Origin of the sequence: Bacillus sp. CBEL-1 (assembly GCF_004348885.1) — a bacterium.
Lineage (GTDB): Bacteria > Bacillota > Bacilli > Bacillales > Bacillaceae_H > Priestia > Priestia aryabhattai_A.
In genome coordinates, this window is sequence record NZ_SBIM01000013.1 from 1,169,028 (window position 1) to 1,192,085 (window position 23,058).

Below are 23,058 nucleotides of genomic sequence, written 5' to 3' on the forward strand. Positions count from 1 at the left end.
AACCGTATGCTTCCACCAGTGCTTTATTACTATATCATTAATTATGCTTTTTTTCTTGTTAAAAGTGAACCCGCTAGCAAAAATGTTGGAACACTCGCTAAACCTAAAATAATTAACCATTCCCTTGGCGCAATAGCCATGGTATGGAAGATTGGCTGTAAAGGTGGGTAATAAATAACAACTAGCATTAGCAAAATTGATGAAATAACCGCACCAACTAAGTAAAGATTCTCAAAAGGGTTCCGATCGAAAATGGATTTTTCACTTCGACAGTCAAATACGTGAATCAGTTGAGCCATAACAAGCGTGGCAAATGCTATCGTTTGAGCGTACTGTAAGTTATCAGGGTTATTATCATAGACAATAATAAACGCTGCAAGGGTCGCAATTCCAATTAAAAACCCTCTGCTCACTACCTTCCAACCCAATCCCCGTGCAAACACTCCTTCTTTTGGATGCCTTGGTCTGCGCTTCATTACATCATCTTCAGGTTGATCTAACCCCAATGCCATCGCAGGAAGGCCATCCGTCACTAAGTTGACCCATAGGATTTGGATAGGTACTAACGGCAGTGGCAAAGCTAGAATCATAGCAAACAGCATGACAAGTATTTCTCCTACATTAGAAGCTAGTAAGTATCGGATGAACTTTCGAATATTTTCATAAATGTTTCGGCCTTCTTTAATTGCTGATTTAATCGTTGCAAAGTTATCATCTAAAAGCACCAGTGCTGAAGCTTCTTTTGCAACGTCCGTTCCTGTAATCCCCATCGCTATACCAATATCTGCAGCTTTAATTGCAGGCGCATCGTTTACACCGTCACCCGTCATAGCTACCACGTGATCTTTTGCTTGTAGCGCCTTAACAATCTTTAGTTTATGCTCCGGCGATACCCGTGCATAAACATATACGTCATCTACCACATCTTCAAGTTCAGATTGAGACATCGAATTTAGCGTATAGCCCTCCAGCACTCGTCCTCCCTTTGGTAAGATCCCTAGCTGTTTGGCAATTGCTTCAGCGGTTATCACATGATCTCCTGTAATCATAACCGTTTTAATTCCAGCATCTCGGCATTCTTTTACAGCCTGCTTTACTTCAGGGCGTGGAGGATCAATCATCCCTTGAAGTCCTAAGAATACAAGCTCTTTTTCAGCTTCCTGTTCAGTAGTAATCGTTTCGTACGATTCAAGCGGACGATAAGCAACGGCAATTGTTCGAAGAGCTTTACTTGCTAGAGAATGGATAGCATTTTGCACCTCGTCACGACCGCTAACTGATAGGGACTGATGACGGTTTTCCCATACAATCGACTTACTGTTTGTTAGCAGTACATCCGGTGCACCTTTCGTTACCACATACCGCTTGTTATCTTTACCTTCAATCACAACACTCATCATTTTACGAGTAGAGTCAAAAGGGAACTCTTCAATTACTTTAAAGTCTCCTTTTACATTTTGACGGGTAAAGTTTGCTTTCATTGCGGCTACGACTAAAGCGGCTTCTGTAGGATCACCATCAACTACATAATCTTTGTCTTTTTTCGTAACCGTTGTTTGGTTACATAATAAACCGAATAGCAACAGCTGCTGCAATGGTTTTTCTCGACTAACGTTCACATCTTTCCCCTCAACAGAAAAAGTTCCACTTGGGTCATAGCCTGTTCCAGACAAGTTCCACGTTTTCCCACCTGACCATAAGTGAGTAACCGTCATTTTATTTTGAGTAAGTGTTCCTGTTTTATCTGAGCAAATAACAGATGCACAGCCCAGTGTTTCAACAGCTGGAAGCTTCCGAACAATAGATTTTTGTTTGATCATCCGCTGAACACCTAATGATAAAGCAACGGTTACGATAGCCGGCAATCCTTCTGGAATTGCGGCAACCGCTAGTGATACGCCCGCTAAAAACATCGTGTATAAATCATGCCCTTGTAAGACACCAATTCCAACTACAAGAATCGTTAATAAAAGCGCAACAATAATGAGAATTTTCCCAAGCTGTTCAAGCTTCCTCTGCAGGGGTGTGATAACGGCTTCTGCATTTTGCAACAAGTCAGCAATTTGCCCCATCGCCGTCTTCATGCCTGTCCCTACTACAACTCCAACACCGCTCCCACGCGTTACAAGAGTTCCCATAAACGCCATGTTCTCTTGATCTCCAAGTGGAATTTCATTTCCTTCTAATACCCGTGTATACTTTGGAACAGGGACAGATTCACCTGTAAGCGCTGATTCTTCAATTTCTAAACTTTTGGCATCAATAAGACGAATATCAGCACCAATCCGATCACCGCTTCCGAACTTTACAATGTCTCCCACTACAAGTTCTCTTGAAAGGGTCTTTGACCATTTACCGTCTCGTAAAGCAAGTACCTGCGGCGCCGACAATTCCTTCAATGCATTCAGTGACTTTTCAGCACGACGTTCTTGGAAAAAACCAAGGAACCCATTAATCACGACAATTGCAATAATGGCAATTGCATCAATATACTCTCCTAATAAACCTGATATTAGCGTGGCTGCTAATAAAACCAAAACCATAAAATCCTTAAACTGTTCCAAGAATACGAGCAGCGCAGACTGCTTTTCACCTTCAGCAAGCTCATTAAAACCTTCTTGCTTCTGCCTCAATGCGATTTCTTTTGCGGTTAACCCATTTTCTTTATTTGTTTTTGTCACTTCTAATGTCGCTCGCTCACTCAGCTCATACCATTTCATCGCATTCCTTCACACCCTTTTGTTTGTAAATAAGTCACATAGATTGTTACAATCTTATATCGTATGCTTATTCAGACTCGTCCTAAAAAATGCTATACTTTTACGAAGGACTATTTTTGAAACATTAAAGGATGTGAACAACATGTCATTTGACGGAATCTTTACATACGGAATCTTACAAGAACTAGATAACGCATTAACATCCGGTCGAATTGCAAAAGTCTATCAACCATTTCCAAATGAACTAATTTTACAAGTTCGCGCTAAAGGGGAAAATCGAAAGTTATTTATTTCAACTCACCCCAATTATGCACGCGTTCACTTTACAAAAGAAACATACGAAAACCCAGCTGAACCGCCAATGTTTTGCATGCTTCTTCGTAAACATTTAGAAGGAAATATTATTGAGCGAATTTATCAGTTAGGGCTTGATCGTATTCTTATCATTGAAACAAAAGGGCGCAACGAAATTGGCGATGTAACATCTAAGCAACTTATTATTGAAATTATGGGACGTCACAGTAACGTCATGCTTGTGGATAAAGAAACAAATGTCATTATCGATAGCATTAAGCACATCCCAATGGCCATGAATCGTCATCGCACACTACTGCCTGGTGCAACTTATGTACTTCCACCAAATCAGGAAAAGCTTGATCCATTTGAAGCAGATGAAGAGATGATTTTAAGAAGCTTAGACTTCAACAGCGGAAAGATTGGCAATCAACTTGTTCAAGCTTTTGCTGGGCTTTCACCTCTGCTTGCAAATGAAATCGTTTATCGCGCTGGTCTAGCTAACCAAACTACGTTACCCAAAGCGTTTATTAATACAATGAATGCTATTAAAGAGGGCGACATGCAGCCAACTCTCACTTCGGTACAAGGAAAAGATTACTTCCACCTTTTATCTCTTAGTCACTTACAAGGTGAAGAAAAGACGTTCCAAACTATTAGTGAACTTTTAGACCGCTTCTATTATGGAAAAGCAGAGCGCGATCGTGTTAAGCAACAAGCTCATGATTTACTTCAGTTCATGACAACTGAAAAAAAGAAAAATGAAAAGAAAATTAATAAGTTGCAGAGGACGCTACAGCAAGCTGAAAAAGCTGGTGAATACCAACTTGCAGGAGAGCTGCTAACGTCCCATTTACACCTTGTTAAAAAAGGGGATAAGACCGTTGACGTTATAAACTACTATGACGAAAACAGTGGGACACTAACAATCGAGCTTGATCCTCAAAAAACGCCTGCTCAAAATGCACAGAGCTACTTTACTAAATATCAAAAAGCAAAAAATTCAGTAGCGATTGTTCATGAGCAAATTGAAAAAGCTCAACAAGAAATTGTCTACTTTGAATCTTTACTACAGCAAATGGAGACGGCTTCTCACAAAGATATCGCTGAAATTCGAGAGGAGCTTGTGGAAGAAGGCTACCTACGCAATCGCCAACAAAAGAAAAGTAAAAAGCAAAAGAATTCAACTCCAACGCTTGAGCAATATAAAGCCAGTGACGGTACCATCATTTTAGTCGGCAAGAACAACAAACAAAACGAATATTTAACAAATAAGCTTGCAGCGAGAGATCATATTTGGTTCCATACAAAAGATATACCTGGATCTCACGTCGTTATTCGTAACGCTGAGCCAACAGAAGAAACCATTCTTGAAGCCGCTCATCTTGCTGCTTACTTTAGCAAGGCGAAAAATTCTAGCTCCGTACCAGTTGACTTTACAAAGATTCGCCATGTCAAAAAGCCAAGTGGTGCTAAACCTGGATTTGTTACTTACGATAATCAGCAAACAGTTTACGTAACGCCTAGTGAAGAACTTGTATTAAAATTAAGAGATTAATGCCAGCATAAAAAGCGTGTCCTTTACCTTGGACACGCTTTTTTATTTAGCTTAAACTGTTTCTTCAGCTGTCATCCAAGCTGGATCCGAAGGATTCTCTCTCCACTTAAAGAGCTTTTTCATTGCACCTTCTTGAATATACCCTGCTTCACTTGCCGCTTCTACAAGCGTTGAATAATCCGTTAAAGAGTAAACTTGCAAACCTTCTTCTTTAAATAATTGGCGCGCTTTTTCCAGTTCGTATGTAAAGATAGATACGACACCGAGTACGTTACAACCTTGTTCTTTTAACGCATTCACTGCTGTTAAAACACTGCCTCCAGTTGAAATTAAATCTTCAATTACAACAACCTTTTGACCTGCTTTTACTTTTCCTTCAATTTGATTGCCGCGACCATGCCCCTTCGCTTTACTGCGCACATAGCACATTGGTAACTCCAGCGCTTCGCTCACCCACGCTGCGTGTGGAATTCCAGCCGTTGCTGTTCCTGCAATTACTTCTGCATTTGCAAAATATGTTTTAATCAAACTTTGTAAACCTTTAGCAATTTCTTTTCGAACGCCTGGATAAGATAGCGTTAGACGATTATCACAATAGATGGGAGATTTAATTCCAGAAGCCCAAGTAAATGGGTGATCTGGCTGAAGGCTAACTGCCTCGATATCAATTAGTTGTTTTGCGATTTCTTTTCGTAAGTTTGTCATTGTGATACATGCTCCCCTTTCCATTGCTTTAACATTTGATAATAAACTTCTACTGGATTCCTTGCGTTTGTCACAGAGCGCCCTACTACAATAGCACTTGCTCCATACTCTCTCGCAAGCTCAGGTGTTGCTACTCGTACTTGATCATCATTTGAATCAAGCGCCATTCGAATTCCAGGCGTTACGGTTAAAAAAGATTCACCTACAGCCTTACGTATACTTGGCACTTCATGAGTTGAGCAGACCACACCATCTAATTTGCTTTGATGAGCAAGAGAAGCATAATGTGTTACAACTTCTTGCATTGAATGTGTAATAAGCTGCTGCTCTTTCAACATCGTATCTGATGTGCTTGTGAGCTGAGTCACTGCGATACATAGCGGGCGCTGTTTACCAACAGAAGTGCCTGCTTCCAGCCCTTCAATAGCCGATTGCATCATATGTGTACCTCCAGCTGCATGAACGTTTACTAAATCAACGTCTAGAGAAGCCAATGATTTCATTCCATTTTTTACTGTGTTTGGAATATCATGAAGCTTTAAGTCTAGAAAAATTTCATGCCCTTGCTCTTTCAGATAAGAAATAATTGCTAATCCTTCTTTATAGAAAAGCTCCATTCCCACTTTCACATAAAGAGATTCTCCTTCAAACGATGTTAAAAATTTCTTCACATCATGCAGTGATGAAAAATCAAGAGCAATGATAAACGGCTTTTTCATAATTTTTCCAGCTCCTTCCTACACATTCAGATACATGTTCATACCCTAAAGAATTAATTAATTTTGGCAACTCATCGATTATAGTTGGGCAGACGTAAGGATCTACAAAGTTTGCTGTTCCTACTGCAACTGCGCTCGCACCTGCGTATAAGAATTCTAGCGCATCTTCAGCCGTTGTCACTCCGCCCATTCCGATGATTGGAATGTTTACTTTTTGACTCACTTCATGGACCATGCGAATAGCTACTGGCTTAATTGCCGGACCTGATAATCCCCCAGTTCCATTCGCTAGCACTGGCTGTGCTGTTTTCAAATCAAGACGCATTCCCAAAAGCGTATTAATCATTGTTAAACCATCTGCTCCCGCTGCTTCTACAGCTGTAGCCATTTCTACAATGTTTGACACGTTGGGAGATAATTTAACGTATACAGGCACTTCTGATACCTCTTTTACTGCTTTTGTTAAGCGCGCAGCAATTACTGGATCAACACCAAAGGCGATACCACCTTCTTTTACGTTCGGACATGAAATATTTAATTCCAATGCTTTTACATTCGAAGCAGTTGAAATTGTCTTTGCCACTTCGACATACTCTTCAACAGATGCACCTGCCACGTTTGCAATAATGGGTACATCATATTTTTGGAGCCAAACTAATTCTTCTGACATGACTTTTTCTAACCCTGGGTTTTGTAATCCGATTGCATTGAGCATCCCTGCCTGCGTTTCTGCAACGCGCGGTGTTGGATTTCCAAACCTTGTTTCCGCAGTTGTAGCCTTAATCATAATAGCTCCAAGCGTATCCAATGAATAAAACTGTGCATACTCTCTTCCAAACCCAAAGCAGCCTGAAGCTGGCATGATGGGATTTTTTAAATCTAGGCCTGGTAATGTCGTTTGAAGCATGTTCATAAAAGCACCTCCCCTGCTTGGAAAACCGGTCCATCACTACAAATTTTCTTATATGCATTAGACTCTTCATTTTGACGACAGACACATGCAAAACAAGCTCCAATTCCACAACCCATTCTTTCCTCTAATGAAATATAAAGGGGCTTATCGCTATAGTTTGCTTCTAAAGCACGTAGCATAGGCGTTGGGCCACAAGAGAACATCGTATCGTACGGCAGCTGAAGCTGATCGATTATATCCGTCACAAACCCTTTTATTCCCCACGTTCCATCTACCGTTGCAATATGCGTATCTCCTAGCTCGTTAAATTCTTTTTCATAAAACACATCAGCAGCTGACTGAAAGCCTAGTATATGAACAACCTTAATTCCTTTTGCTGTTAATCGTTTGGACAGCTCGTATAGAGGAGGAACTCCAATTCCTCCACCTACCAATACAGCTGTTTTCCCACTTTCTAGTACATCTGTTGGAAACCCGTGACCTAAAGGTCCTAACACATCTACTGCTTCGCCTGATTGCTTGCTAGCAAGCAGCTTTGTTCCCGCACCTTCCGCACGATAAATCATCTTAAACTCATTTGCATCTTGATTAATTTCAGCGATGCTAATCGGCCTTCTTAAAAGAGGCAAATACTGATTTTCAACGCGAATGTGAACGAACTGACCAGGCTCATTCATGAAACGAACAAGCTCGCCTTTCAGTGTTAATTCGTAAACGTTATGAGTTAAAGGACGCTGTTTGACGACTTGCATCATTTCATGTTTTTTCATACAGTTGTCACCTCACGAGCTGGACGCGCTTCTTTCATCGGTACAGTGTGGAAACTAATTGTTTCAAGCACGCGTAGAATTGCTTCAGCTGTATCTAGTGATGTTAAACAAGGTACGCCATTTTCAACAGCTTCACGGCGAATTTTAAATCCATCACGAGCCGGCTGCTTACCTTTTGTTAACGTATTAACCACAAGCTGTGCTTCACCTGTTCGAATGACATCCAATAGATTATGATCTTGGTCGTGAATTTTGTTCACAACTTTCACGCGGATATTTTCTTTCTCAAATACTTCAGCTGTTCCTTCTGTTGCAATAACTTGATAACCGATATTTGCAAATCGTTTTGCAAGCTCTGTTGCTTCCTCTTTGTCTTTATCTGATACGGTCATCAGTACTGAGCCGTATGGCTTGATTGACATTCCCGACGCGATTAAGCCTTTATAAAGAGCTTTCTCATACGTAGAGTCTTGCCCCATTACTTCACCCGTTGACTTCATTTCTGGTCCAAGCGTAATATCAACACGGCGTAGCTTTGCAAATGAGAACACCGGTACTTTTACATATACGCCTTCTTCTTCTGGGTGTAAGCCTGACTCGTAGCCGAGATCTTTTAGGCTTGTTCCTAAAATGACTTTTGTTGCAACGTTAGCCATTGGAATGCGCGTAATTTTACTTAAGAACGGTACCGTACGACTTGAACGTGGGTTTACTTCTAGTACATAAACCTCACCTTTTGATAGAACAAACTGGATGTTCAGCAGTCCAATAATGTTCAAGCCTTTCGCAATTCTTGTTGTATAGTCGATAATTGTGCTTTTTACTTCCTCTGACAGTGTTTGAGGAGGATATACTGCAATTGAATCTCCTGAGTGGACACCCGCGCGCTCTACATGCTCCATAATTCCTGGAATAACCACTGTTTCACCATCAGAAATTGCATCTACTTCAATCTCTTTCCCTGTTAAGTAACGGTCGATTAAAACAGGATGATCTGCGTGTACTTTTACTGCATTTTTCATATAATGTAGCAGCTCTTCTTCTTTGTATACAATTTCCATTGCACGTCCACCGAGTACATAAGAAGGACGAACAAGAACTGGATAGCCGATTTCACTTGCAACAACGACCGCTTCTTCAACTGAAGTTACGGTTTTGCCTAAAGGTTGTGGTACATCTAATCGAGCAAGCGTTGCTTCAAACTTTTTACGATCTTCGGCTGCGTCTAAGCTTTCTAGAGATGTTCCTAAGATTTTTACACCTCTTGCTGCAAGCTCTTCTGCTAGATTGATAGCTGTTTGTCCACCGAACTGAACAACCACACCTTCTGGTTTTTCTAAGTCGATAATATGCATTACATCTTCTACTGTAAGCGGCTCAAAGTACAATTTATCTGAGATACTAAAGTCAGTTGAAACCGTTTCTGGATTATTGTTAACGATGATCGCTTCGTAACCAGCCTCTTTAATGGCCCATACGGAATGTACCGTTGCATAGTCGAACTCAATTCCTTGACCGATACGAATCGGACCAGAGCCTAACACCATCACGCTCTTGCGATCTGTTACGATTGACTCATTTTCCTCTTCAAACGTTCCGTAGAAGTAAGGTGTGCTTGATTCAAACTCTGCTGCGCATGTATCAACTGTTTTATAAACTGGTGTTACGCCGTTTTGCTTGCGGAAATCATATACTTCACGCTCTGATTGATTCCATAGCTTTGCAATGGTATCATCCGCAAATCCCATTTCTTTTGCTTTCTGTAACACTTCAATATTATGAACCTCTTCTTTTAGCACAGATTCAAATCGAATTACTCGTTCAAGCTTTACTAAGAAGAATAAGTCAATTTTGCTCCAATCGTGAATCTGTTCAATTGTTACACCGCGGCGAATTGCTTCAGCGATATAGAATAAACGCTCATCGCCTGCTTTACGAATTCTTTTTTCGATGATTTCATCACTAAACTCATGCGCATCTTTAAGCTCTAAGTGATGAACATTTGCTTCTAGTGAACGAACTGCTTTTAAAAGTGACTCTTCGAACGTACGGCCAATTGCCATTACTTCGCCTGTTGCTTTCATTTGTGTTCCAAGCTTACGATTAGCTGATTCAAATTTATCAAACGGCCAGCGTGGAATTTTTGATACGATGTAATCAAGCGCTGGTTCAAAGCATGCATACGTTTTTCCTGTAACAGGATTCATCATTTCATCTAGAGTTAATCCAACAGCAATTTTAGCGGCTAGCTTTGCAATTGGGTATCCCGTTGCTTTCGATGCAAGTGCTGAAGAACGGCTTACACGTGGATTTACTTCAATGACATAATATTGAAAGCTTTCTGGATCAAGCGCTAGCTGCACGTTACATCCACCTTCAATTTTTAATGCTCTAATAATTGTTAGTGAAGCATTTCGTAACAGCTGGTATTCGCGATCGCTTAACGTTTGACTCGGTGCTACAACGATCGAATCACCCGTATGAATCCCTACTGGATCAAAGTTTTCCATATTACATACAACAATCGCATTATCGTTTGCATCACGCATTACTTCATATTCGATTTCCTTAAATCCAGCGATACTTTTTTCTAACAGACATTGCGTTACCGGACTGTGCTTCAAACCGCTTGTAACAATTTCAATGAGTTCTTGTTCGTTGTGGCAAATACCGCCGCCTGTTCCACCTAACGTGTATGCTGGGCGAACAATAACCGGATAATCTACTTCTTCAACAAATGAATATGCTTCGTCAAGCGTATGGATAATTTCGCTTGCTGGAACGGGCTGGTTTAACTCGTTCATTAGAGAGCGGAACTGCTCACGATCTTCTGCTTGTTCGATAGCTGACAGCTTTGTACCAAGAATTTCAACATTAAATTCTTCTAAAATGCCTGTGTTGTGTAGCTCCACAGCTAAGTTTAGACCCGTTTGACCTCCAAGTGTTGGAAGTAAAGCATCCGGGCGCTCTTTGCGAATAATTGAACTTACAAATTCAACCGTTAGAGGTTCGATATATACTTTATCTGCCATTTCGGAATCTGTCATAATCGTTGCAGGATTAGAGTTTACAAGAATAACTTTGTATCCCTCTTCTTTTAATGCAATACATGCTTGTGCACCCGCATAATCAAATTCTGCTGCTTGCCCAATGACGATTGGACCTGATCCGATTACTAAAATAGTTTGAATATCTTGACGTTTTGGCATTAGCAATTACCTACTTTCTGATTGTTTTTCATAAGCTCCATAAACTCATTAAATAATCCGTTTGCGTCCTCTGGTCCAGGTGATGCTTCTGGATGATATTGTACAGTAAACGCTGGATACTTCGTATGCTTAACTCCTTCAACTGTTCCATCATTTAACGCGATATGCGTAATTTCTAAATCCGTATTTTCTAGTGATGCTTCACGTACCGTATAGCCGTGATTTTGAGAAGTAAGAGCAACTTTATTTGTTCGTAAATCTTTTACAGGGTGGTTAGAACCTCTATGACCAAACTTCATTTTCTCTGTATCTGCTCCGCAGGCTAATGAAAACAATTGATGTCCTAAGCAAATTCCGAACAGAGGTACTTTCCCTAAAATCCCGTTAATCATATCGATAGCTTCCGGCACATCTTTAGGGTCTCCAGGCCCGTTGCTAAGCATGATTCCATCTGGGTTCAAGCGAAGAATCTCTTCTGCAGTCACATTGTAAGGGACTACGATAACGTCACACTGGCGAGCCGTTAATTCTCTAAGAATACCGTGCTTCATTCCATAGTCAACTAGTACTACTTTTTGACCGCGTCCTGGACTTGGATATGCATTTGTTGTTGATACTTTTTCAACTGAATCTGTTGGCAAGCTGTAGCTTTTAAGACTTGCAACTACTTCTTCTACGTTCACATCCGTCCCACATACTCGACCACGAAGCGTGCCGTATTGACGAATTTTACGCGTTAGTTTGCGCGTATCAATTCCAGCTAAACCCGGAATGTCTTTTTGTTTTAAAAACTCATCAACTGAAAGTTCACTTCTGAAATTTGATGGAACTTCGCAAACTTCTTTAACAATTAAACCGTGCACAGCTGGTTCAATCGATTCAAAATCATCGCGGTTAATTCCGTAATTTCCAATCATAGGATATGTTAAAGTGACGATTTGCGCGCAGTAAGAGGGATCTGATAGAATCTCTTGATATCCCGTCATTCCTGTATTAAAGACAACTTCTCCCGTCATCTCTCTTTCGCTCCCAAATCCTTCCCCAATAAATACTGTTCCATCTTCTAAAATTAGTTGACGTTGCATACTTTAACATCCTCCCATACTTGTTTACCTTCTACTAATGTCATGACTGGCCAACCCTTGCAAGGCCAGTTTGCAAATGGTGTATTTTTACCTTTTGATACAAATTCTTCTGGGTCAATCTTTCTTTCTGTTTCTAAATCAATGAGCGTCAAATCTGCTGGCTTTCCAACTTCAAGCGTTCCGTATGGAAGCTTAAATGTTTCTGCTGGCTTGTTCGTTAAGTACGAGATGAGCTGCTCTAACGTAATGACTCCTTTTAAAACTAAGTTTGTATAAAGAAGGGGGAACGCTGTTTCAAGCCCAACAATTCCAAACGGAGCAAGCTCCATTCCTTCCGCTTTTTCCTCAGCCGTATGCGGCGCGTGATCTGTTGCAATAAAGTCAAGCGTCCCGTCTAATAATGCTTCAATTAACGCTTTTTGATCTTCTTTTCCGCGAAGCGGTGGATTCATTTTGAAGTTAGCATCAAGCGCTGGAATATCATCTTCGCTTAATAGCAGATGATGCGGCGTTACTTCGGCAGTTACTCGAATACCTGCTTTTTTCGCATCGCGAATTGTACGAATGGACTCTTTTGTACTTACATGACATACATGGTAGTGACAACCTGCTTCTTCCGCTAATAGAACATCTCTTGCAATCTGTACAGCTTCACAAATGGATGGAATTCCGTTAAGCCCGTGCTCTTTTGCAAACTTTCCGTCATGCACACACCCTTTGTTAATCAGTTCATTATCTTCACAGTGTGCAACAATTGCTTTATCTAGCTCAGCAGCTTTTTTCATTGCTTCTAGCATCTTTCCTGTTGACTGAACACCTACGCCATCATCTGTAAAAGCAAACGCTCCTGCTTCTTTTAGCCCTTCAAAGTTTGTAAGATCTTTTCCAAGCTGACGAGTTGTAATGGATGCATAAGGTAGCACACGTACGTGAGCCGTTTCTTCAATTCGTTTATTCAGCCATTCCATTTGTTCAACAGTATCTGGTACTGGACGCGTATTTGGCATAGCTGCAATTGCTGTAAATCCACCTTTGGCAGCTGCTAATGTTCCAGTTGCAATCGTTTCTTTCTTTTCCCCACCCGGTTCTCTTAAATGAACATGTACATCGATAAACCCTGGTGCTACTAAATGACCGTTTGCATCAATAATTTTTTCATCCGCTGCGGGAATCTCGTTTGCAATTTCAGTGATTATGCCATTTTCAATCTTTAATTCAATTCTTTCACGCTTTCCCTCAGTTAACCATGTAGCATTTTTGATGATTGTTTTCATTGTTCATTCCCCTTTCAACTGATTGTAATGATCGTGCTAAAACAGCCATTCGGATGTAAACTCCATTTTCCATTTGTTTGAAAATTCTTGAGCGTTGACACTCAACTAGTTCATCTGCAATTTCTACACCACGGTTGACTGGGGCTGGGTGTAAAATAATGCTGCCATCTTTCATTCTTTTCTCTCTCTCAATCGTAAGACCGTAGCGGCTATGATATTCTTCCTCTAGAGTAGAGTTACTTTTTGAATGTCGTTCAAACTGAATCCGCAGTAGCATCACCACATCAACAGCTTGTATAGCCTCATCCACGTCTATATATGTACCATATGGATTTGATTCATCCCGCCACTCTTCTGGTCCAGCGAAATAAACCGTTGCGCCTAGCTTTGTTAACAGTTCAGCATTTGAGCGGGCAACGCGGCTGTGCCTCAAATCACCCATAATGGCGATTTTTAAGCCTTTAAAAGATCCAAACTCTTGTTGAATCGTGAGTAAGTCCAATAGGCTCTGCGTTGGGTGTTGACCACAGCCATCTCCTGCATTAAGAATTGGAATCGATACTTGTTCTTGAAGTTTTTCATAATAACGATCTTCTGGATGACGAATGACCACTGATTGGACTCCAATTGCTGCTAGCGTCTCAATGGTGTCATAAAGAGTTTCTCCTTTTTGGACACTTGACGTTGTCACTTCAAAAGGAATGGTTGTTAATCCTAACTTTTGCTCAGCCATTTCAAAACTGCAGCGCGTTCTTGTGCTCGCTTCAAAAAACAGGTTTGCCACAAACATCTTTTCTTTTGGGTACCACCCTTTTTTATTTATTCGATAGTTTTCAGCATCGCTTAAGATTTGTAGAATTTCATTTACTTCTAGCGTTGAGACTGTCACTAAATGTTTCATATCGATTCCCTCCATTTGTTTCATCTCATTCACTTTTTATAACATTCAACTTTCCTAAGTGAAGAATTCCTTCATCTCTACTGTCTGTTAGTTAAACTTGTTAAATGTTATTTAGCGGTATAGGCGGAATAAAAAACACCCTCTCTTGATATAGAAAGGGTGTGAGAAAACAAGCATCGTCTTTGACGCGCTGTACTACACCCTTGGAAACCTCTCTGGATTTCTTTTAAAAGGCGTTTATGAAATTTTTTGATTTCCTTGCATTTCTTCCACTTCTGAAGTCACAGCTTCTTGTTCTTTCGATTTTGGCAGTACAAGGTTTAAGATGATTCCTACAATCGTTGCAAGTGCCATTCCGTCGATCTGTACTTGTTCAGAAAGCTCAAGGTGTGCTCCCCCAACTCCTAATACGAGAATGATTGATGCGATGACTAAGTTGCGTTTATCTCCAAGGTCAACCTGTCCGTCAACCATCATGCGCAGCCCTGATGCAGCTATAATTCCAAACAAGAGGATTGATACACCACCCATGACTGGTGAAGGTACGCTTGAAATAAGCGCCGTCACTTTTCCACTAAATCCAAACAAGATGGCAATGACCGCTGCTCCTCCTAGTACAAAGACGCTAAACACTCTTGTAATTGCAAGTACTCCGATGTTTTCACCGTATGTTGTATTAGGAGGACCTCCGATTAAGCCTGCAAGCATCGTTGCAACTCCATCACCTAACACAGTGCGATGCAAGCCTGGCTTTTCGATATAGTTACGATCCACAATCTTATTTAACACCAGCAGATGTCCAATATGTTCTGAAAGCGTCACTACAGCTACAGGGACCATGACTAGAATAATGCCTAGCGAAATCGATGGCGTGTAGGACACGAATGGAATATAAAAATCTGGGACTGCAATGAATGGTGCTTCTTTTACTTCTTTTAAGCTTACTAAGCCTTGTGTATAGGCAAAAAGATAGCCTCCAACAATTCCGATAAAGATTGGAATCAAGCTAATAATGTTTTTAAAGTATACTGAGCAAATGACCGTAATAGCGAGTGTAACAAGGGCTACAAGCAGGTATTGACTGCTGTAATTACCATCAGCATCATTCATCGCCATGCTTACAGCCGTGTTCGCTAAGCCCAAACCAATTACAATAATAACGGGTCCTACTACGATTGGTGGCAATATCTTCATGACCCAGTTAATTCCTGTTCCTTTAATAACAAGAGCTACAATTCCGTATACTAACCCTGCTAGGAAACAACCTACCATGGCCTGTTCAGGTCCAAGCGTTGCTTTGGCTGAAATAATTGGTGCGATAAACGCAAAGGATGATCCAAGGTAAGCCGGTACTTGCCCTCGCGTAATTAGCAGAAATGCCAGGGTCCCCACTCCACTTGATACAAGTGCTACTGCTGGGCTTAATCCTACTAGAAATGGAACTAAAATCGTTGCTCCAAACATCGCAAACAGGTGCTGAATACTAAGGGCTAACCATTTTACCGGACTTGGTCGATCGTGTATATCAAGTATAATTTGTTGTTTCATTTTTCTCTTCTCCTTTTACGCCCATAAAAAAACCTCTTTACACAAGTGCGCAAAGAGGTTTCCACAGCATAAAACAACATGACAAATCATTTGCTTCACGCAGTGTTTCCCCCTTTTGCAGCCTCACGGGACTACCGTTTAAAAGGGCGTGTATATTATTTTTCGTAAATGGCTACTTGGTCCAGTTCATCAACTTCTGCTAATTGAACGGCAATTTTTTCTGACTTCGCTGTTGGCACGTTTTTCCCAACGTAGTCCGCACGAATCGGAAGCTCTCGATGGCCTCGATCCACAAGCACAGCTAGCTGAATTAGCTCAGGTCTGCCGATATCAATGAGCGCATCCAGAGCTGCACGAACCGTACGACCCGTATACAATACGTCATCAACCAATATGACGTTTTTGCTTGTAATATCTGTAGGGATATCCGATCCCTTTACAAGTGGCTCATCATTATTCGTTACTTTCGATAAATCATCTCGGTAAAGCGTAATATCTAGCTCTCCAACTGGTAGCGTTTTTCCTTCAATTTGTTCAATACGCTCAGCTAGACGCTTTGCTATATAAATTCCACGCGTCTTGATTCCAACAAGGACGCAGTTATCAATCCCTTTATTCTTTTCAATAATCTCATGCGCGATTCTTGTTAATGCGCGACGAATTGCTTGGTTATCTAGTACAGTTGCTTTTACATTCATCTGTTCTTCACCCCAATTGTGACATAAAAAAATCCTCTACCGCTAAGGTGAGAGGATTAAAACGTCTACGTTAATCTGTAGAAAAGGGTAGAAATACCCCACGTTTTTGAACGTTTCCTTCTCAGCCTCACGGGACTGTCTTTAAAGGTTCTCATTAAGTTATCTACAGTATGACAGTTTGTTTACTTCTTGTCAACTTCTTTTTTCAAGTAGCTCCAGCATTTCTTCAAATACTTTTGGTACAGGTGCTTCAAACTCGATATACTCGTTTGTACGAGGATGTACAAAGCCTAAAACGCCAGCGTGAAGTACTTGTCCCTCAATAGGAAGCGTCTTTTTCGGTCCATACTTTGGGTCTCCTGCAAGTGGAAAACCAATGTATTTCATATGAACGCGAATTTGATGGGTTCTTCCCGTTTCAAGCTTACACTCCACTAAAGAAAAATCTTTAAAACGTTCCAATACTGTAAAATGCGTTACGGCATCACGAGATTTATCATCTGTAACGGTCATGCTTTGACGATCTTGCTTATCACGGCCAATTGGTGCATCAATTGTACCATGATCATGTTGAATAACGCCGTGTACAATCGCCTTGTAACGTCGCGTTACTGTTTTAGCAACAAGCTGATTTACAAGTGATTCATGAGCCATATCGTTTTTTGCTACCATTAGCAGTCCAGAGGTATCTTTATCAATACGATGTACGATTCCTGGTCTCGTTACTCCATTAATACCGGATAAATCCTTGCAGTGAGCCATTAAGCCGTTTACAAGGGTTCCTGTATAATGGCCTGGAGCTGGATGAACAACCATACCTCTAGGCTTGTTAACGACTAACACATCTTCATCTTCATAGTAAATATCTAAATCCATTTCTTCAGCAACAATATCTGGTTCTTTTAAATCAGGGACCTCTAAAGTGACAACATCCCCAACTTTACATTTATAGTTTCCTTTTACCGTATCGCCGTTTACTTTTGCACACTCATCTTTAATCCACTGCTGAACCTGTGAACGTGACCATTCTGCATTAGCAGTTGCTAATACCTTATCAATACGTTCACTTTTTTGTCCTTCTTCAATAATAATTTCAACTACGCTCATTCTTTCGTGCTCTCCTTCTTTTGCTTTCCTTCAAATAACGTGAGGATAAACATAATTCCAACACCGACTACCAATGCTGAATCCGCAACGTTAAAGATTGGAAAATCGTATGTGAAAATGTATGTATTAACGAAATCCACCACTTCTTGGCGAAAAACACGGTCAATAAAGTTTCCTATTGCTCCACCTAACATCAGTCCAAGCGCTACTCCAAGCCACTTATCCGCTTTATTTATTTTGCGAATATACACGATAAGCCCTATTACAACAACAACAGTAATGGCATAAAAAAACCACATTTGTCCCTCTAAGATGCCCCAAGCTGCTCCTCTGTTTCGATGTGAAGTAATATACAAAAAGTTTTCAACCACCGGAATGCTTTCACCAAGTTCCATTTCTTTAACTACAATCCACTTTGTTAACTGGTCAAAAATAATAATAGCTAAAGCGATCATATAATAAAACAAAGCCGTTTCCTCCTGCCGTAAAGTCAAACGAATCCATACTACAGCATTTTAGCATACATTTTATATTTTTTCTCGCTTCTTACCATAAAACAAATAAATCTTGTTCCGTTCTGGCCGTTGGAATAACTTTTAATTTATGAATACACATTTGCTCCCCTGTATTTTCATCTATTCCAAACGCTCCAACATCGAGCTTTGCTAAAGCTCGCTCTACATCTTTTAAATCTGCTTTAATCATATCAATAACATATCGTTCTTTATAGGGGTCATATTTCATCTCATTCGTATTACCATCATATTGAATTAGGCGTTCTTGTAGTTCTTCCTTTATAACTGATAGTTCTTGTCCAATTGAAAGGTACTGCTCGTACATTAAACCGCCTCCTTATCGATGAAATCAATCTTCTTGATTTTATCGTTACCGATATGAGGACGAATACAACACGACAAGTTTTTCCTTCATTGAAAAACCTAATAGCAATAGGTGTTGGGAATTTCGTACAGTCTTTTCTCCTCAAAAAAAAGCACGCTCATAAAGAGCGTGCTTTTTCCATTTACTGCTGAACGTAGTTCGTTTTCACAACATCTGCACATCTTGCACATAATGTTGGATGAGCTAAGTCTGAACCAACTGTTGTTGTAACTGTCCAACAACGTTCACACTTTTCTCCCTCAGCAGGTGTTACAGCGATTGCTGCATGCTCAAAGCGCTGTGCAGTTTCCGGTGCATCTGCTACATCACCAGCAATCTCTAAGGCTGAAACGATAAACAATTGACCTACATTTTCTGAGATAGATGCTAACAATTGCTTCGTTTCAGCATTTGGGTATAGAGTCAACTTCGCTTCAAGAGATTTTCCGATTACCTTTTCATTACGAGCTTGTTCAAGTGCTTTTAACACTTCATCACGTAGTTCCATAAACGCATCCCACTTCTTCTCTAGCTCATCTGCACCAGCAATTTCTTTCACTTCTGGCATATCCACTAGCTGTACGCTTTCTTCTTCTACGTTTGGAATGTGAACCCATACCTCATCAGCTGTATGAGAAAGGATTGGAGATACTAACTTTGTTAGAGATAGTAGCGTTTCGTAAAGAACGGTTTGAATGCTACGACGTTCTACGTTGTTTGCACCTTCGATATATAATACGTCTTTTGCAAAATCTAAATAGAACGAACTCATATCAATTGTACAGAAATTATGAACCGCATGATAAATACTTGAGAACTCATATGCATCGTATGATTTTTTGACTTTATCGACTAATTTATTTAGCTTAACTAGCATGTAACGATCCACTTCGCGAAGCTGCTCTACTGCAATTGCATCCGTTTGTGGATTGAAATCTGCCAGGTTTCCTAATAGGAATCGGAACGTATTACGAATTTTACGATATACTTCAGCTACTTGTTTCAAGATGTTATCAGATACGCGTACATCTGCCTGGTAGTCAACAGACGCTACCCATAAGCGTAGAATATCTGCACCTAACTGTTTCATAACTTTAGCTGGAATAACCGTGTTACCAAGTGATTTACTCATTTTACGACCTTCACCATCTAAAGCAAAACCATGACTTAAAACGGCTTTATAAGGTGCTTCACCCGTTACAGCAACGCTTGTAGATAAACTTGAGTTAAACCAACCGCGATATTGGTCAGATCCTTCTAAATAAAGGTCAGCAGGACGCTGTAACCCTTCACGCTCTTCAAGTACAGCTTGGTGAGAAGATCCAGAATCAAACCATACGTCCATAATATCCGTTTCTTTTGTAAACTGACCGTTTGGACTACCAGGATGAGTAAAGCCTTCTGGTAATAAATCTTTTGCTTCACGCTCAAACCAAATGTTCGAACCGTGCTGACGGAAAAGCTCTGATACATGCTCAATTGTCTCATCCGTAATAATCGGCTCATCATTTTCAGCATAAAACACAGGAATTGGTACGCCCCATGCGCGTTGACGAGAAATACACCAGTCTCCACGATCACGAACCATGTTATAAAGACGCGTTTCGCCCCAAGCAGGAACCCACTGTGTTTTTTCTACTGCCTCTAATAACTCTTTGCGGAAGTCTTTAATTGATGCAAACCATTGCGCTGTTGCACGGAAAATTGTCGGCTTTTTCGTACGCCAGTCATGTGGATATGAATGCGTGATAAACGATAGCTTTAACAGCGCGCCTTCGGCTTGAAGTTTTTCTGTAATTGGCTTGTTTGCTTCGTCATAGAATAAGCCTTCAAATCCAGGTGCTTCCTCTGTCATGTGACCTTTGCTGTCAACTGGACAAAGTACACTTAAACCGTATTTTTGACCCACAATAAAATCATCTTCCCCGTGTCCTGGAGCCGTATGAACACAACCAGTACCCGCATCAGTTGTAACATGGTCACCTAAAACGAGTAGAGAATCACGCTTGTAAATTGGATGTTCTGCTACTACGTGCTCAAGTTCAGCACCTTTCATAGTACGCACTACTTCATATTCAACCCATTCAATTTCTTTTGCAACGGTCTCAACAAGTTCTGATGCCACGATGTATTTAGCACCATCTACGGCCACTACGCTATATTGAAGCTCTGGGTTTACAGCGATAGCTAAGTTTGCCGGCATTGTCCATGGCGTTGTTGTCCAGATGATAAATTTCTCATCGCTTTCCGCTACGCCTTTACCATCTTTTACATTAAACGCAACGTAAATAGAAGCAGAACGCTTATCGTAATATTCAATTTCAGCTTCTGCTAGCGCTGATTCACTAGATGGAGACCAATAAACTGGTTTTAGCCCTTTGTAGATATAACCTTTTTTCGCCATATCTCCAAACACTTTAATTTGCTGAGCTTCGTATTCAGGCTGAAGTGTCACATAAGGATTATCCCAATCAGCACGTACACCTAAACGTTTAAACTGTTCACGCTGACCTTCCACTTGCTCCCACGCGTACTGTTCGCAAAGCTTACGGAATTCAGCAACGCTCATTTCTTTACGGTTAACTTTTTTATTCTTTGTTAAAGCTGTTTCAATCGGTAAACCGTGCGTATCCCAACCAGGTACATAAGGTGCACAAAAACCTGACATAGATTTATAGCGAACGATAAAGTCCTTTAAGATTTTATTCAGTGCATGACCCATGTGAATATCACCATTTGCATAAGGAGGGCCATCATGTAAAACGAATAACGGACGACCTTCTGTACGCTTTTGAACTTTTGCATAAATGTCCATTTCTGCCCACTTTTCTTGCATTTGTGGCTCACGATTTGGCAAATTTCCACGCATAGGAAATTCTGTTTTCGGCATTAATAACGTATCTTTATATTCCAAAGTTCTAACCTCCATAAAATCGTAAATTTCATTCCGTATATAGCTACAACAAAAAGAGACCTTCTCATCCCAAAAAGGGACGAGAAGGTCTCCCGCGGTACCACCCTTGTAGACAAACTGCACTTCCGCTTGTCCTCTCAGCATTCGTAACGTGAATAACACGTCGCTGCTTACTTCGTTTCAGCAGCAATACTCCAGGGTGATATTCGTTTCTTTGATTAGACCGAGCTCTCACCCTCCTCGGTTCGCTAAACGTAATCATGCAAGAAACTACTGTCCCTATCTCCGTACTATACGTATGAAATTTCATCTGTTACCAAATTATATGACAACAAAACGAAAGAAGTCAAGGTTCTGTCTTGACTAGTCGATTTTTTCTTCTAACGCCGGCATTTCATAGTCCATTAATTGATCCCAATCATCACTATTTAACATTTCTAACTGAGCTTCAATTAACATTTTAAAACGAGTACGGAATACTTTTGACTGCTTTTTCGTCTCTTCAATATCCATCGCAATTTTACGAGACTTTGATAAAGCTTCATTGATAATACGATCAGCATTTTTTTCCGCTTCTTTTACAATTAGCTTCGCTTCTTTTTCTGCATTTCGCTTTACGTCTTCTGCTGCTTCTTGAGCAATTAAAATTGATTTATTCAGTGTTTCTTCGATGTTAGTAAAATGTCCTACCTTTTCAGTAAGTTCAGTTACTCGCGCTTCTAATTCTTTTTTCTCACGAATAATTAATTCGTAATCCTTAATTACTTGGTCAAGAAATTCATTGACCTGGTCTTCATCATATCCACGAAACCCACGATTAAATTCTTTGTTATGAATATCTAAAGGGGTTAAAGGCATGTAGGCCACCTCCACGTTGTCTCATTACATTGTTTGTAATGGAATATTCGACATATTTCTGTTATTTCCTGCTTACAATTTTTGTTATTGTTGTTTTCCTACAACTACTCGCCACTTGTCTTTTTTTGTCTTCCCTTCAATGGATATGACCTTACTTCGACCAAACCCTCTTAACGAAAGCACATCTTCTGCTTTGCATTCAAAAGAAGGCTGTTCAACCGTTTTAAAATTTACTTTTACCGCTCCATTACCAATAAACGGCTGCACTTTTTGACGAGATAGATTGTAAATGGTAGATAGTAAAACGTCTAACCGCATGGATGATACGGTATACGTTTTTTCCTGAAATTCACTTTGAATTTGAAGCAACTCTGTACGCCCTTTTTTCACAAGGGATATTTTTGCTTTTCCCACTGAAGTGAAGTTTGCTTCTACGTAAGAAGATATTTCATCGGCAATAACCAGCTGTATCCGCTCATCTTGCACTAAAATATCACCAAACTTCGACCGTTTTAACCCAAGCGACATTAAAGCTCCTAATACTTGAGGATGCTCCACGTTTACAAACTTACTAGGATAGTGCAGCTCGTAGTAGCTCAGTTGAAAATCTTCATCTCTCGCCTCATAATAATCAGGATACAAAAGCGCTCGCTTTCGTTCTCCTTGTTCACTTCCACCGTCAAACGAAACAAGCACTTCTCCTTCTGTTCCAATGATAGCTGAAACAATCTGCTGCTCGCGAGGGTCTAAAAAGTCCGTCAGCTTTGGGCTATATTGATTAAGAACATCTTCTTTCCACTCCAATACGAGGTCAATAAATGCTCGTTCTTCTTCTCGAAAATGTTGATAAATAGACATGTCTACTCTCCTTGCTCATATGTAAAAAAGGAATCAAATGATTCCTTT

Annotated in this window: 18 protein-coding genes and 1 other annotated feature; of the genes, 1 reads left to right on the top strand and 17 read right to left on the bottom strand. The window is 40.4% G+C overall.

Features of this window, described 5'->3' with window-relative positions:
- Positions 1 to 41 precede the first annotated feature (41 nt).
- Positions 42 to 2,720, bottom strand: coding sequence for a calcium-translocating P-type ATPase, SERCA-type (locus tag EPL02_RS15895; protein WP_094910585.1), 2,679 nt, complete (start codon positions 2,718 to 2,720; stop codon positions 42 to 44).
- Between the two features lie 142 nt (positions 2,721 to 2,862).
- Between EPL02_RS15895 and EPL02_RS15900 the strand changes: the two genes are divergently transcribed.
- Positions 2,863 to 4,572 carry an Rqc2 family fibronectin-binding protein gene (locus EPL02_RS15900; protein ID WP_179289212.1) on the top strand — a complete coding sequence of 570 codons (1,710 nt, stop codon included), beginning with the start codon at positions 2,863 to 2,865 and terminating at the stop codon, positions 4,570 to 4,572.
- 51 nt (positions 4,573 to 4,623) lie between these two features.
- On the opposite strand, the gene pyrE is transcribed toward EPL02_RS15900, so the two are convergent.
- The 16 genes from pyrE to EPL02_RS15980 form a co-directional block, all read right to left on the bottom strand.
- Positions 4,624 to 5,277 carry an orotate phosphoribosyltransferase gene (gene pyrE / locus EPL02_RS15905; protein WP_094910587.1) on the bottom strand — a complete coding sequence of 218 codons (654 nt, stop codon included), beginning with the start codon at positions 5,275 to 5,277 and terminating at the stop codon, positions 4,624 to 4,626.
- A complete protein-coding gene (gene pyrF, locus EPL02_RS15910; protein WP_094910588.1) occupies positions 5,274 to 5,996 on the bottom strand; it encodes an orotidine-5'-phosphate decarboxylase in 723 nt (240 codons plus the stop codon). The genes pyrE and pyrF overlap by 4 nt, the downstream gene beginning before the upstream one ends.
- Positions 5,968 to 6,909 carry a dihydroorotate dehydrogenase gene (locus EPL02_RS15915; protein ID WP_131888217.1) on the bottom strand — a complete coding sequence of 314 codons (942 nt, stop codon included), beginning with the start codon at positions 6,907 to 6,909 and terminating at the stop codon, positions 5,968 to 5,970. The genes pyrF and EPL02_RS15915 overlap by 29 nt, the downstream gene beginning before the upstream one ends.
- A complete protein-coding gene (locus EPL02_RS15920) occupies positions 6,906 to 7,679 on the bottom strand; it encodes a dihydroorotate dehydrogenase electron transfer subunit (RefSeq protein ID WP_131888218.1) in 774 nt (257 codons plus the stop codon). The genes EPL02_RS15915 and EPL02_RS15920 overlap by 4 nt, the downstream gene beginning before the upstream one ends.
- Entirely contained in the window at positions 7,676 to 10,888 is a 3,213-nt protein-coding gene (carB, locus tag EPL02_RS15925; protein ID WP_131888219.1) for a carbamoyl-phosphate synthase large subunit, read from the bottom strand. The genes EPL02_RS15920 and carB overlap by 4 nt, the downstream gene beginning before the upstream one ends.
- Positions 10,888 to 11,973 (bottom strand): carbamoyl phosphate synthase small subunit, encoded by a 1,086-nt coding sequence (locus EPL02_RS15930; RefSeq protein WP_131888220.1) that lies wholly within the window; start codon positions 11,971 to 11,973, stop codon positions 10,888 to 10,890. Before EPL02_RS15930 ends, carB begins: the two co-directional genes overlap by 1 nt.
- Positions 11,958 to 13,247: a dihydroorotase gene (locus EPL02_RS15935; protein ID WP_094910592.1), complete on the bottom strand. Its 1,290-nt coding sequence runs from the start codon at positions 13,245 to 13,247 to the stop codon at positions 11,958 to 11,960. Before EPL02_RS15935 ends, EPL02_RS15930 begins: the two co-directional genes overlap by 16 nt.
- Entirely contained in the window at positions 13,210 to 14,148 is a 939-nt protein-coding gene (locus EPL02_RS15940) for an aspartate carbamoyltransferase catalytic subunit (RefSeq protein ID WP_094910593.1), read from the bottom strand. The genes EPL02_RS15935 and EPL02_RS15940 overlap by 38 nt, the downstream gene beginning before the upstream one ends.
- A gap of 237 nt (positions 14,149 to 14,385) precedes the next feature.
- A complete protein-coding gene (locus tag EPL02_RS15945) occupies positions 14,386 to 15,696 on the bottom strand; it encodes a uracil-xanthine permease family protein (RefSeq protein ID WP_131888221.1) in 1,311 nt (436 codons plus the stop codon).
- 155 nt (positions 15,697 to 15,851) lie between these two features.
- Entirely contained in the window at positions 15,852 to 16,394 is a 543-nt protein-coding gene (pyrR, locus tag EPL02_RS15950) for a bifunctional pyr operon transcriptional regulator/uracil phosphoribosyltransferase PyrR (protein ID WP_094910595.1), read from the bottom strand.
- Between the two features lie 192 nt (positions 16,395 to 16,586).
- A complete protein-coding gene (locus EPL02_RS15955) occupies positions 16,587 to 17,501 on the bottom strand; it encodes an RluA family pseudouridine synthase (protein ID WP_131888222.1) in 915 nt (304 codons plus the stop codon).
- Complete coding sequence (gene lspA / locus EPL02_RS15960) at positions 17,498 to 17,968, bottom strand: signal peptidase II (RefSeq protein ID WP_094910597.1); 471 nt, start codon at positions 17,966 to 17,968, stop codon at positions 17,498 to 17,500. The genes EPL02_RS15955 and lspA overlap by 4 nt, the downstream gene beginning before the upstream one ends.
- A gap of 79 nt (positions 17,969 to 18,047) precedes the next feature.
- On the bottom strand, positions 18,048 to 18,341 hold the full coding sequence (locus EPL02_RS15965) for a conjugal transfer protein TraR (protein ID WP_131888223.1): 294 nt from the start codon (positions 18,339 to 18,341) through the stop codon (positions 18,048 to 18,050).
- 181 nt (positions 18,342 to 18,522) lie between these two features.
- On the bottom strand, positions 18,523 to 21,294 hold the full coding sequence (gene ileS, locus EPL02_RS15970) for an isoleucine--tRNA ligase (RefSeq protein WP_094910598.1): 2,772 nt from the start codon (positions 21,292 to 21,294) through the stop codon (positions 18,523 to 18,525).
- A 72-nt stretch (positions 21,295 to 21,366) separates the two neighbouring features.
- Positions 21,367 to 21,589: a binding site (T-box leader), on the bottom strand.
- Positions 21,590 to 21,657: 68 nt separating this feature from the next.
- Positions 21,658 to 22,152, bottom strand: coding sequence for a DivIVA domain-containing protein (locus EPL02_RS15975; protein ID WP_061784809.1), 495 nt, complete (start codon positions 22,150 to 22,152; stop codon positions 21,658 to 21,660).
- 84 nt (positions 22,153 to 22,236) lie between these two features.
- Positions 22,237 to 23,010 (bottom strand): YlmH family RNA-binding protein, encoded by a 774-nt coding sequence (locus EPL02_RS15980; RefSeq protein ID WP_094910599.1) that lies wholly within the window; start codon positions 23,008 to 23,010, stop codon positions 22,237 to 22,239.
- Positions 23,011 to 23,058: the final 48 nt, after the last annotated feature.